The sequence below is a fragment of the Wolbachia endosymbiont (group A) of Lasioglossum morio genome (assembly GCF_947250585.1).
Classification (GTDB): Bacteria; Pseudomonadota; Alphaproteobacteria; order Rickettsiales; family Anaplasmataceae; genus Wolbachia; species Wolbachia pipientis.
In genome coordinates, this window is sequence record NZ_OX366327.1 from 929,760 (window position 1) to 943,131 (window position 13,372).

At 34.3% G+C, this 13,372-nt stretch carries 10 protein-coding genes and 1 pseudogene; 4 read left to right on the plus strand and 7 right to left on the minus strand.

Features of this window, described 5'->3' with window-relative positions; all coding sequences use genetic code 11:
* Positions 1-138 precede the first annotated feature (138 nt).
* Together OOK89_RS04520 and OOK89_RS04525 are read left to right on the plus strand one after the other, a co-directional pair.
* Positions 139-1,158, plus strand: coding sequence for an ankyrin repeat domain-containing protein (locus tag OOK89_RS04520; protein WP_264718833.1), 1,020 nt, complete (start codon positions 139-141; stop codon positions 1,156-1,158).
* A 211-nt stretch (positions 1,159-1,369) separates the two neighbouring features.
* Positions 1,370-4,129, plus strand: coding sequence for an ankyrin repeat domain-containing protein (locus OOK89_RS04525; protein ID WP_264718834.1), 2,760 nt, complete (start codon positions 1,370-1,372; stop codon positions 4,127-4,129).
* Positions 4,130-4,427: 298 nt separating this feature from the next.
* Here the strand turns inward: OOK89_RS04525 and OOK89_RS06660 are convergent.
* Positions 4,428-5,624, minus strand: a pseudogene (locus OOK89_RS06660) (IS3 family transposase).
* A 142-nt stretch (positions 5,625-5,766) separates the two neighbouring features.
* Positions 5,767-7,287 (minus strand): HlyD family type I secretion periplasmic adaptor subunit, encoded by a 1,521-nt coding sequence (locus tag OOK89_RS04545; RefSeq protein ID WP_174516815.1) that lies wholly within the window; start codon positions 7,285-7,287, stop codon positions 5,767-5,769.
* Between the two features lie 266 nt (positions 7,288-7,553).
* Here OOK89_RS04545 and fabG point away from each other — a divergent pair, with 266 nt between their 5' ends.
* Both fabG and OOK89_RS04555 read left to right on the plus strand, forming a co-directional pair.
* Positions 7,554-8,288, plus strand: coding sequence for a 3-oxoacyl-[acyl-carrier-protein] reductase (fabG, locus tag OOK89_RS04550; protein ID WP_264718835.1), 735 nt, complete (start codon positions 7,554-7,556; stop codon positions 8,286-8,288).
* Between the two features lie 95 nt (positions 8,289-8,383).
* Positions 8,384-8,719 carry a TrbC/VirB2 family protein gene (locus OOK89_RS04555; protein ID WP_151807567.1) on the plus strand — a complete coding sequence of 112 codons (336 nt, stop codon included), beginning with the start codon at positions 8,384-8,386 and terminating at the stop codon, positions 8,717-8,719.
* A 27-nt stretch (positions 8,720-8,746) separates the two neighbouring features.
* On the opposite strand, the gene OOK89_RS04560 is transcribed toward OOK89_RS04555, so the two are convergent.
* From OOK89_RS04560 to atpH, 5 genes are all read right to left on the minus strand, one after another.
* Positions 8,747-10,027 carry a M48 family metalloprotease gene (locus OOK89_RS04560; RefSeq protein WP_151807568.1) on the minus strand — a complete coding sequence of 427 codons (1,281 nt, stop codon included), beginning with the start codon at positions 10,025-10,027 and terminating at the stop codon, positions 8,747-8,749.
* Between the two features lie 71 nt (positions 10,028-10,098).
* Complete coding sequence (gene ribB / locus OOK89_RS04565) at positions 10,099-10,743, minus strand: 3,4-dihydroxy-2-butanone-4-phosphate synthase (RefSeq protein ID WP_007549343.1); 645 nt, start codon at positions 10,741-10,743, stop codon at positions 10,099-10,101.
* 6 nt (positions 10,744-10,749) lie between these two features.
* On the minus strand, positions 10,750-11,244 hold the full coding sequence (gene greA, locus OOK89_RS04570; RefSeq protein ID WP_007549342.1) for a transcription elongation factor GreA: 495 nt from the start codon (positions 11,242-11,244) through the stop codon (positions 10,750-10,752).
* 9 nt (positions 11,245-11,253) lie between these two features.
* Positions 11,254-12,795 (minus strand): F0F1 ATP synthase subunit alpha, encoded by a 1,542-nt coding sequence (gene atpA, locus OOK89_RS04575; RefSeq protein WP_012673176.1) that lies wholly within the window; start codon positions 12,793-12,795, stop codon positions 11,254-11,256.
* Entirely contained in the window at positions 12,792-13,352 is a 561-nt protein-coding gene (gene atpH, locus OOK89_RS04580) for an ATP synthase F1 subunit delta (protein ID WP_264718836.1), read from the minus strand. Before atpH ends, atpA begins: the two co-directional genes overlap by 4 nt.
* Positions 13,353-13,372 lie beyond the last annotated feature (20 nt).

The window sequence follows — 13,372 nt, forward strand, 5'->3', positions numbered from 1 at the left end:
TTGCAAATACGTTGCTGCCTTATGCCTACAACAAACTGAAACAATCACTTATAATTCTGGAGATGGTATATAAAATTCTTGATTTTGACATCAGTCATGTAATAATTAAGATATGAATCTTTAAGATGAGGTGAAATTATGAACTTTGGTCAGTTACTGGAATCATTAATAAGTGCTATAAATAAGGAACATATAATGAACAGAATAAAAGAAGAGTTAGAACAACAAGGTAAAGATTCAGAAGATGTATATGAAGAGTGGCTTGACAGTAAATTGGACACAGAATACGCTTCCGCCATGTTAGATTCTCAGGAGGATATAGGTGTAGAAGAGACATTTCTGTATGCAGTTGTCTGCCTTGGTAAATTAGAGACAGTTAAATATCTTGTAGATGAAAAAAAAGCTAACGTTGATGCAAAGAGCAGCTCAAGCTGCACTGCTTTACACTTTGCTGCTGAACGTGGTTACTTAGATATAGTTAAATATCTTGTAGATAAAGAAGCTAACGTTGATGCACAGGATAATAATGGCTGCACTCCTTTGCACATTGCTGCCCAAAATGGTCACTCTGACCTAGTTAAATACTTTATAAATCAAACAAAGGTTGACGTTAATATAAGATCAGGTTGTGGTTGCACTCTTTTACATTTTGCTGCTGAAGGTGGCAATTTAGAGGTAGTTGAATATCTTGTGAGTAAAGGAGTTAACGTTAATGTGAGGGATGATTGGGGTTATACTCCTTTACACTCTGCTGTTGAACGTAACAACTTAGGTATAGTTAGATATTTTGTAGAGGATCTTACAGGCGAAAAAGAGGTTTACATTGATGCACAGAATGATGATGAAAGTACCCCTTTACACCTTGCTGTTGAATGTGGCTACTCAGATATAGCTAAATATCTTATAGAAAATGGAGCTGACGTTGATGCAGTGGATGTTAACAAAAAAACTCCTTCAGATATCGTTGATGAGTATAGTCATCCAGGTGTAGTTGAGTTTCTTAATAAAAAGCGTGTTGCTTCTGATGCAAACAGTAATGTTCCTTCACAGGCTGCTAAAAGAACTAAACTGGATAAAGTGCAAGAAGATAATATTGAGTTACTTATAACATCCATTTCAAAATTAAGTCGGACTGAAGGTATCACTGATAAGATGTAGCATTAAAGCCTAGTAATAGGCTAAGCGAGTCCAACGTAAGTAGGCAACATCCACTGATACATCTTGACAGTAGATGGGTTTTTGTATAACTAATTGTGTTTAGTAACAAATTAAATATGGAAGAGCTAAAAAAATGTGGTTGTGAGACAAGTGCTGCTAGGTGTAGTGGTAAGAGCTAAATATAAACAATTCAATAGCATAGGGTAGAAATATGATACATTATAAGTGGTTAGAAATATTAAGTGCAATAAATTCTGACAATGATTTAAATAGGGATAACATAATTGAAAAAATAAAAGAGAAGTTAAAAGCAATAGATCCAACCACGTATAAAGAGTGGAAAAATTTTAATTTTAATGTGAATTATTGGATAAACAATTGCGCAGAGAGATGTACTCTATTGCATATCGCTGCTGGAAATGGTTATATAAAGGCAGTGAAGACTCTATTGGAAATAGGTGCAAAGGTCAATGCAGTAGATCTAGATAGGATGACTCCGTTACACTTAGCTGCCGAAGGAGGTCATGCAGAGGTAGTAAAAATCTTAATAAACGCAGATGCAAAGGTCAATGCAGTAGATCTAGACAGGGTGACTCCGTTACACTTAGCTGCCGAAGAAGGTCACGCAGAGGTAGTAAAAATCTTAATAAACGCAGATGCAAAGGTTAATGAAGTGGATAGAATGAAGCGTACTCCATTGCATATGGCTGCTAAAAATGGTCATATAAAGACAATGGATGCTCTATTAGAAAAAGGTGCAGAAATTAATATAATAGATAAAAAGGGGTTGACGCCATTATTTCTTGCTGCCGAAAATGGTCATAAAGAAGCAGTATGTGCTTTAATGGAAAAGGGAGTAGATTTTTTATTGGGAAATAAAAATAGAATCCTAAAGTACTTAGAAAAACTAACCAAAAGTGATAATTTAAAACAGTTTCGAAAAGAGCAAAGGGATGATGAATATGAATCACTTAAATACTCATTGCTATGTCGTGATGATCATTCTTTAGTTGATATTGTTGGAGGAGATATATTCAATAGCTTAATGCATATACGGCTTGCTGGCATATCTGGTCTAACACCAAGTCAAAGAGAATTAAATAAAGAATTATTCAGTATCCTCCAAGCATACCTGTCTTTTAGTGATGAAGGTGATTATAATGAACATGGTTATATTGTGAGACTTAGAAATTTTTTACAAGACAATGGAGATAATCAAGATCTAGAAAAAGTCCTTAATCTTAGAAGAGGAGAATCTAAATTAACAGTATTACACATAATATCAAGTATAGCTGGGGTAGAAAAAGAATATGACGATTCTGTAGCTTTACTTTTGGAGGCAGGAGCTAACCCTAATGTAAAGGATGATAGAGGAAAGACACCCTTGCATTATGCTACTGGACCTAATAGTATAGCTTCTCTTATGGAAAAAGGAACTAATCTTAATGAGCAGGATAATGAAGGAAAAACACCCTTACATTGTATTGCAAGCACTGATTACAATGATCTCATCTCTTCACTTCTGGATAGTGGAGCTAGATCTGATATATGTGATAAACAAGGAAAGACCCCACTAGACATAGCAATTGATAATTGTAACTACTATGCTGAAGGTTATCTTTTAACTGAGGATCACAAAAGGTTGCAGCAAGAATTAGACTGTATTCTTGGTGGTGTTGACAAAGATAACCCTTCTTCTCTAAGTAAAGGTCTTACTGTATTAGAAAAGTTTTTGAATGAACGCAAGGGTACTCAAGACTTAAAGAGAGTTTTAAGCCTTCATAACAATAAAGGGAAGTTACGAATCTTTCAATATATCAGAGATGTTTTTCATAGTGATGAAACTTGTTGTAAAGAAGCAGAAAGATTGTTGCTGGCAGCAGGAATAAAAGATTTCAAAGGGTTAGATAGTGAAAAGCATCTGCTTAAATCTAGGACTCTATGGGATAATTTAATACTAGACCAGCAGGCAAAGTTAGAAGTGTTTTTAGATGAAGTAGGTAAAGCGCAAGACATGAATCAATTAGAACAAGTTGTAAACGAAGCTATAAAGTCTGGAATAAGGTTTAATTTTCCTCATCAAGGAAAGCTATATGGAAAGATGTATGAAGATAAGTATAACTTTATGGATTGTGTGATGAAAAGAATAAAAGAGATTAGTGAATTAGAAAAGAACTCCAAGGTTGCTAGTGATATAATATGTAAATTAGTATCAAAAGGAGCGGTGTGGTATGTTGTAGATAGTATGTATGTGCTCAATACACTGGAATTAGAATTTGAAGATCATGAAACTAATATGATAAAAGCTCATGGAAGTTGTGCAAATCTTACTCTCAAGTTTATGGAAGTTGTTAGAGGTGCAACTAATGGTAAGTTAAAAGATGCAAAAATGGACAACTCTACTTTCTACTTAGAGTATTCAGAGGATAGCATAATAGATGTCGCAAAGATAACAGATGGGGCAAGGAGCTTAGGGTTAACTCAAGGAAAAATAGAATACGGAAGAGATATAGTAAAGATCGGTAAAAGTGAGGTAGAAATTATAACGGAAAATGGCATAAGGCATTACACTAATCTTGCAGACAATAGTAATATAGTGTTAACTTTCTCTACTAGTTTAGGAGAATTAGAAGTTAATTTGTACCCTGACAAGCAAGATAAAATAATAGTAGAAGTTAGTAACAAAAAGGAAATACTGGAAAAGTTCAAAAATTGTAAAGAAGAATTAGGTGAGAATTGCTCGCTTGGTGGATATTGGGTCTACGATGCTATTAAACAGGGATATTTTGAAAGGTCTGGAAAACTTTGTCAATCTTTTGAAACAATTAGTCTATCTAAAAAAGTCTCAGAAGGAGTCAAAGCAGCGGTAAAAGGTTTAAAGTGTGGTGATATAGTGAGTTCTTCATCCAGTAATATATTTCCTCCAAAAGCGATTATGCAGGAAGGTAAAGCAAGAGTACCAGGAGCATGAACTCAAAGTTGCTTAGGGTCAAGTTTTGAGTATTTTACTAAAATAGCTTTAACATTTTTTGGGGAATGTTTTAAATCCTATGGTGATGTTAAGTTAATAGCTTAAGAGATATTCTAAAGGAGTTATCTTATTTAAAAAATTACTTGGACGCTTATAGTTTTTTGAGCATAGCCTTTCATGTTAGATTCAAAGAAGACTGAATAGGCTGCTCCACACTTTCTACTTTCTCGAGCTTGGTGTTGGGCTTAAAGGTATTGACCTTACCCAGAAAAAGTGGAGAGAAAGTTTGGAATGTTTTTCACAAAGAGAATGATGAATCAAAATGCTCAGGAATGCAATAGTTAATAGTGACGTTGTTTGTTATAAAAAATTTCTATATATTCAAATATAGCAGTTTTGATATGCTGTTTAGAGTGCCGAGAGGTGTCTATTGGTAACTCCCTTTTTAGAGAACTGAAGAAGCTTTCCACAACAGAATTGTCGTAACAACAACCTTTATGACTCATCTATGTTTTTTATGGATAAGAGATATTGATAACCTTGCGAAGTATATTGTGAACCTTGATCACTATGTAATAGTAGATTTTTGGCAGGTTTACGCTTGTTAACGGCCATTAATAAAGAGTCCATAACCAATTGTTTATTTATTGAACTGCTCATTAACTACCATGCGTGAATATAGATCGATTATTGTTGCCAAATATAGCCATCCTTCTTTGGTTTTTATATAAGTAATCCCATACTTTATAGCTCTTTTTACAATAATCCGAACAGACCGTAATATGCTACTGGCCTGCTATAGCCATAAACACATATCTTATCGCATTCGGACTATTATAAGAAAGGCTATATTTGGTTGATCGACAATAAGGTTTTGGTCTAATATATTGGGAGCTACTGTCCGTTTGTTGTTTCTTAATTTTAAATTTTCTTCTCAATATAGCCTGAATACCATTTTTCTGCATAATACTTTGCACTGTTTTTAAGTTGCAACTTTTACCCAAAGCCTTTAATTCAGCATGAATTTTAGGAGCTCCATATCTACATTTAGAAGCTTATATATTTTTTGAATATCTGCTAATAACTCTTTATTTGCTGATTCTCTACTGCTTATTTTCCTTGTAGTCCACTTATAGTAGCCACTAGCAGAAAACCCTACATAATTCCTGCACTTTATAGTGTTTACTATGCTCTTTTATGAAAAAATATTTTACTCTTTTTGACTGGCCAGGGCTTTTTTTAAAATGTCTCTTTCTCTTGTTACTTTTGCTAACTCTTTCTGTAAATCAAATCTCTCTTTGTCATAAGGTGCTACATCTGGAAATGCATTTGCCGCTGACTTTTTTTCGTTATATTTCTTCATCCATTTTCCTAATACACTATCCCTTATTCCTAGATCTCTTGCTACTTTTGCAACTGGTTGACCTACCTTTCTTTGTTCATTTGCCAGCTTAACAGCTTCCAATTTGAATTCTGCCGTATATTCTCTTGCCATTTCTAATCCTCCAAAATTTTATTTTACCCGAAAAAACTCCTTTCTTTCTCTCCACTTTTTCTGGGTAAGGTCAAGAAGCCTATTGTCTAATTATGTACCTAAATTTTATTACGGCACTTTCACTACTACTTTAACGAGTGAGCTACCTTTCTATAAAAGACCTATCGACTGTTGCAATTATAGGCGTAAACAAGAATGATAAAAGAGTACGAGATTGAGTAACTATGTACACTTCTGCTGGCATACCAGGGTATAGGTATACGTTTTTAAACTGAGCAAGCTCTGGTTTTGGTATCACTACACGTACTGAATAATAACGCCCTAGCCTTGGATCATCAAGGGCATCGGGAGAAATATTGCTTACTATACCATTAATTAAACTTAAACGACGTGCACTGTAAGCACTTAAACGAACTTTAACCTTTAGCCCTTCTAGCCCATCAATAGAGACTATGTTGCTATCTTTCTTTTGTGCTGACAGTATCTCTTCTATGTTTCTGGTCTGAATTTTAGCATCTATTATTAGGTCATCATCCGATGGCACTACGCTCATGATCGGAACTCCAGATTGTATAACACCACCTTCAGTATGGTATCTTATATCTGTGACTATCCCATCTTGAGGCGATTTAATTATTGTACGTGCTAATGAATCTTCAGCAACCATCAGTCTCTCTTTCAAGTCTGCAATAGACGTACTAACTTCCTTAAGTTCAGCGTTTGCTCTTTCTTGAGAATCATTTCTCACGTTTATAATTTCTAATTCGTTCTCTCCAATTTTTTGCTGCACTTGAGATATTGCAGAACGGTAATGTCCAACTCTGCCTTCAATTTCAGCAAACTGCTTTTCTAAAGCTAAAATGTGTGGTTTGCTTATATGGCCACTATCAAGTAATTGTCTTTTTGTTTCCAACTCCTCAGTTATCAAGTCATATTGCTTATGAGCTGCATTTAGTTGAAAGTTTAGCCCCGCTAATTCATCATTTAACTGCTTTATACGTTGTTGCAGTATGTCTGTTTTTCCCAATATGCTCTTTCTCTGAGAGTTGAACAACTTTACTTGATTCTTTATCGCTTTATTTACAAGTTCATCGTGAGATAATTTTTTAACCTCATCAGGAAACTCGAGCGTGTCCAAATCTACTCTGATTGCAAGAAGCCTTGCTTCTGTTGCTAAAAATGATAAGAGCTTCTCTTTGATGATACTTAAATTCGCCTTCTCGTTAACATCACTCAACAAAACTAGAGGCTCATCTTTTTTAACTGCTTGACCCTCTTTTACTAAAATTTTGCTTATTATTCCTCCGCCCAAGTGTTGAACTATTTTTCTATTTGAAGATACAATAACTTCTCCACTTGCATGCACCGCACCGTCAATTGGAGCTATAGCCGACCAAATACCACCTATCCCAAAAAAGATGAGTATTACTACCAGACCAAAAAATAGTGGTCCCCATGTTACTTTCAGGACTTCATTTACGTTATTACTTTCGCGTTTTAAAATAAAATTTATCACTGCATCAATCAATGCAAACGTCTTATCCAAAAATTTTGGGTACTTCTTCTTTTTATTTTTTGCTCCTTGCATATTTATATTATCACCATGGCCAATCAAGCCTGTCAAAGAAAATCCAGCGCTAAGCTTTTTTAACTTACTTATCATAATACTACTGTGAATTTGTGTTAACTCAAGATAACACACAAAAACAAAGAATCTATAATTTAAGCATTCCATTTAGACTGTAGAGCACCAGAATAAACTATTTAGTAACAATTCCTGCATCAATTATGTTTTTAAAATTTTTTGACGTTTAACTTTATTATAACTTTTCCTTTATTTTGTGAATATCTGAGTTACTTATATTATGTAAGAAATCTATTGCCAACCAGTCGATATTCTGTTAGGAATTAAGATAATATAAAGTTATTATGTTTGGATTGGAAAGCAGAAAGTTCCTGATCACTGGCGCATCAGGCGGAATAGGGCAAGCAATTGTAAAAATTATGCACAAAGCTGGAGCAACTTTATGTATTTCTGGCACAAAAAAAGAAGTGCTCGAAGAAGTTGCTAAACAATATGAAAAAAACATACACATACTCCCTTGTGACTTATCAAATGCTGAGGAAGTAAATCAACTAATAAATAGAGCAAGTGAGTTGATGGAAGGCTTTGACGGGCTTGTATGCAATGCGGGCATTACGCGAGACAGTTTATTACTGAGAATGACAGATGAAATATGGCAAAAAGTAATTGATATTAACTTGAGTTCTACATTTAAGCTGAGTAGAGAAGCATGTAAGAGACTAATTAAGAACAATTGGGGAAGAATTATAAATATTTCCTCAATAATAGGGCTGACAGGAAACGCCGGGCAAGCAAATTATGCGGCGTCTAAAGCTGGAATAATAGCTATGAGCAAATCTATAGCAAAAGAAGTTGCAAGTCGTAATATAACAGTAAATTGTATTGCTCCTGGATTTATAGATACTAAAATGACTGAAGTTTTAAATGAAGGACAAAAGGGAAAAATATTAGATAATATTCCAATGAAAAGAATGGGAACAGGGGAAGAAATAGCAGCAGGGGTCTTATTTTTAGCAAGTGATGAAGCAAAATATATAACAGGGCATGTGCTTAACATTAATGGTGGGTTATTTATGTAGCAACACTTATGTATGGACAAATTATAATTTTTACTTTAAAATAAAAATATGTGTAGGTTTAGGTTTACGTTAATTTATTATTTAGAGGCAAAAAAATGAGCTCTATAATAGAATTTTTTGGTATTTTTTGTGTAGTATTGCTTTTCTCTTTCTCAGGTTATGCAGATAACCCTGGTGTTGATATGGATGACACAACTAAAGTAATATGCAATATTATTGGTTATGTTTGGGGGATAGGCGGTCCACTTATGACGGTAGTAATAATTGGTGCAGCTTTGCTTGCAATATTTGGCAGGATGCCTTGGCCTGCTCTTTTTGCTCTAGGCGTGTTTTGTGCTGTATTTTTTGGCGCTAAAACTATCATAACGAAAATTATGCCCAACGTAAGCGATGAAGCAAAAACTATGTTGGAAAAGTGTGGACAAAAATAACCCAAAAAGTGCAGAAATGCTTTTTTGTTACCCATTAAATTGCTTCATATCTTCAATTTGCAACAAGTAAGGGCTATTCTTTGGTAGAGTTTTAACAGCTAACTCAGCGTATTTCATAAATTGCTTTGAATTACCTTCAATACAAGCCTTTTTTGTCAAAGCAAAATAATGCATTGCCGTATCAGCGTCACATTTATATGCAATGCTTAAATATTTCCAGACAAAAGCGTTATTTGGTTCTACATTCAAAATCTGCTCCAGGTAAAAAATCGCCTTTTTTGCATCACCGTGTAATAATAAAGTATGAGATAATGCAAGTTTCACTAAATAACTGTTTTTCTCAGATAAATACCTAAGCGATTCTTCATACATTTTTATTGCTTCACTTAAGTTTCCAGCTTTGTATAGCATTTCTGCTTTTAATTCATATAGGTATGGGTCATTGCGTGACTCTTGAATCAATGAATTCATTTTAGCAATAGCCTCTTCTATCTTTCCTTGCCTATAGCAAACTATAGCATTTACATACTCAGAATTATTTTCATATTTATTAGATAACACATGAATAGGAGCAAAGAAAGAGTCTAGCTTGGCAACCACACGCTCAAACTTTAGTAACTTATCCGCAAAAATTGGTTTTACGTTGTTTTTAACCTTATAATTTTGTACAGCAAATATACGTTTCTCACTAAGTGGGTGAGTGCGGAAATATTCCTCGGTGTTCTCATGCTCAATACTTTTAAAATAATCAAAAATCTCTTTCATACCTGAATTATCATAGCCAGATTCATCAAGATACCTTAAAGCATAGCTATCTGCTACACTTTCTTGCTCTTGAGAATAGTTAAAAAATAGCCTTGAACTAAACGCTACACCACTAAGCAAAATTGCACCAGCAACCTGAGGGTTAATGATAATACTAGAAACTAATCCTACCATATAACTAATCATTGCTATCGATTGAAAATAACCCATAGCACTACTCATTTGCAATATATGACCAGCAGATATGTGAGCAATCTCATGTGCTAATATACCAAGCAGGACATAAGGTTTAGCCGAATATTGTAAAAGTCCTAAATGAATGAAAATACTGTTATTGTTAATTACAAAAGCATTAATCGAATTGTCATTAATTATAAAAACTTTTATTTGCTCATGATCAATATCCGCAGCAGAAAATAAAGGTTGCGCTAGCTCTTTCACTATTGCTTCCACTTCACTATCTCTAATAATGTTAATAGAGTAAGCATTATTACAATATGCAAAAAAGAACAATAAGGTCAAAAACTTAGCAACTCTAAACATGAAAATTCTGTGCTTGTATAATTTATAGAAATTCTATATTTTAACACTTAAATTATACAAATTTATAAACGCTAGTTTAAATTTTTAACGTAACTGATAAGTTTGTCGATGGTAGTTAACTTAATTTTATGTTGTTCAGCAAATTTAAGTAACTGAGGTAAGCGCATCATAGAGCCATCATCATTCACTAATTCACAAATAACTGCTGAATGATCAAACCCTACTAACTTCGCCATTTCAACACTCGCTTCAGTATGACCAGCACGTTGTGCCACCCCACCTTTATGTGCAATTACAGGAAAAACATGACCTGGAGTTATGATGTCATCCTGAGTACCATCCTTGTTGATAGCAGCATGTATAGTTTTCGTTCTATCCTCTGCTGAAACACCGGTTGTAATGCCATAACGTGCATCAATTGATGTAGTAAATGCGGTATGATTTTCACCAATATTTTTCTTTTCCATGAAATTAAGGCCTAACCTTTTCATGTGAAATTTAGTCATTGCTAAGCAAACAACCCCTGTACCGTACCTAACCATAAAAGCCATATGTTCCGGCTTTATTTTCTCAGCTAAGACAATCAAATCGCCTTCATTTTCTCTATTTTCATCATCAACTAAAATGAATAATTTACCGGAACGAGCATCCTCTAATACATCTTCCACAGAAGAAATACCTGGTAGACTCATTGAAGCATAAGTGGCCTGTACCATAATAATTTACTTAAATTCAATCTTAACTATTTTATACAATTTCTCTCCATTTGGCACTGTCACTTCCACATATTCACCGACTTTTTTGCCGATTAAGGCACTCCCAAGTGGTGAACTAGTAGATATTAACTGCTTTGAAACATCAGCTTCATATTCGCCTACAACCTTATAAACATATTCCACTTCACCGTTATTATCACTTAACATGCTTAATGTCACAGTTGCACCAAACATTACTGAATCACCAGACAAATTTTTTACTTCTATTACTTCCGCATGTGAGAGCTTACTTTCTATCTCCATTATACGGCCTTCAATAAAACCTAACCTTTCCCGTGCTGCATGATACTCTGCGTTTTCAGACAAATCACCTTGATCACGAGCATCAGAAATAGCCTGTATCACAGAAGGTTTTTCTTCCTTTAATTTTTCAAGTTCGGCTTGCATATTCTCAAAACCTTCCCTCGTCATAGGAAATTTATTAATAATGGATGAAGCCATAATCACCACCTAAACGCAATTAAATTGAGTAACGAAATTACTCACAATGTTAAAAATATCACCTTTTATATCATCACTCATGTCATTTGACAACTTTTTTAAAACCCCAGGGTGTACAGTATGAAAATAATTAATAAGATCATGTTCAAATTTATTAATGTAACTTATTTGTATTTTACTTAACTGATTATATAGGTTAGAAAAAATATACATCAGCACTACTTGCTCTTCTATTGACATAGGTAAATGTTGTTTTTGCTTTAATAACTCGACAAGATATTTACCCTTATTCAAGGATAATTGAACACTAGCATCAAGATCAGAACCAAATTTTGCAAAATCTTCTAATTCTCTATACTGAGCTAAGCTTAGCTTTATAGAACCAGCAACTTTCTTCACAGACTTTAGTTGTGCAGCAGAACCAACCCGTGAAACTGACAAACCTATATTTACTGCAGGTCGAAATCCTTTATAAAATAATTCAGACTCAAGAAAGATCTGCCCATCGGTAATTGAAATAACATTTGTTGGCACATATGCAGATACATCACCAGCTTGAGTTTCGACAATTGGCAAAGCAGTTAAAGAACCCTGCCCTTTTTTATCAGACATTTTAGCAGCTCTTTCAAGCAAGCGAGAATGTACATAGAATATATCTCCAGGGTAAGCTTCACGACCAGGAGGACGTCTGAGCAATAAAGACATCTGCCTATATGCCACAGCATGCTTAGATAAATCATCATATATAATCAAACAATGCATTCCATTGTCACGGAAAAATTCCCCAATAGTGCAACCAGCATAAGGTGCTAAAAATTGCATAGGCGCGCAGTCAGATGCACTAGCCACAACTACAGTTGTATACTCTAATGCTCCGCTTTCTTTCAGCTTATTTACCACTTTTGCTACTGTTGAAATTTTTTGCCCAATAGCAACATAAACACAGTAAACTTTTTGATTTTCGTTTACCTCATCGTTAATCTTCTTCTGATTGATAATAGTATCAAGCGCAATAGTAGTTTTACCAATTTGTCTATCACCAATAATTAATTCACGCTGCCCTCTACCTATTGGAATTAGCAAATCTATAATTTTAATTCCTGTTTGCAGTGGCTCATGCACAGACTTACGATCAATAATGCCTGGCGCTTTAGATTCTATATCCATTCTGTTTTTGGCTCTAATTTCCCCACCGTCGTCCATAGGATGGCCCAACGCATTTACAACTCTCCCTAACAATTCATGCCCTACAGGCACCTGCACAACATCACCACTACATTTTACAACGTCCCCTTCTTTCACATCACGGTCATTACCAAGCACAACTATTCCAGCCGTATCATGATCTAAATCGAGAACTATTCCTTCTACACCACTTGCAAAAAATACCTTTTCACCGAATTTTGCTTTTTCCAGCCCATAAACCAATGCGATACCATCTGTTACTGAAATTACTTCACCTATATTTTCCCGCTTTATAGGATTATCAAACGTCTCAACCTTTTCTCTTATTATACTTGCTATCTCAGAAACATTCATACTGTTCTTCATACAAAATTCCTTACTTTTAATATTTCCATTTTACTTAAGTCAACTAACCTATCCAAGTAACTTTTTAGCGAAGCATCGATCAAATTAAAACCATACCTAACTACGAAGCCACCTAGTATAGAAGGGTCAACCACATTGCTTACTTTTATTATTTTACCAAGAAAGCTCAAAGATTCAGTAATTATTTTTATATCAGATTCCTTTAAAGTTTCTGCTGACTTTATAGTAATTTCGAATTCATTTTCATTTTCTCTTGCAAGACTTAAGAATTTTTCTAATATAAGGATCAATAAACTAGAGCGTTTATTTGCAAATATAACCATAATAAATTTTACTAAATTCTCACTCAAGTGCTCATTTACAGAAAGCATCACTTCTTTTTTGTGTGCAAAAGAAATCATAGGATGAGATAGGTACACAAAAACATCACGTTGATCCTTAAAAAAAGCCAACAAAAATTCTACTTCTTCCCTTATAATACCTAACCTGCTTCCTGAGACATGAAATAGCACTCTAGCGTAAGATGAAACTAAATTATTGTATTGGGTCTTTTTCATATTAAATCCAGTAAATCTAA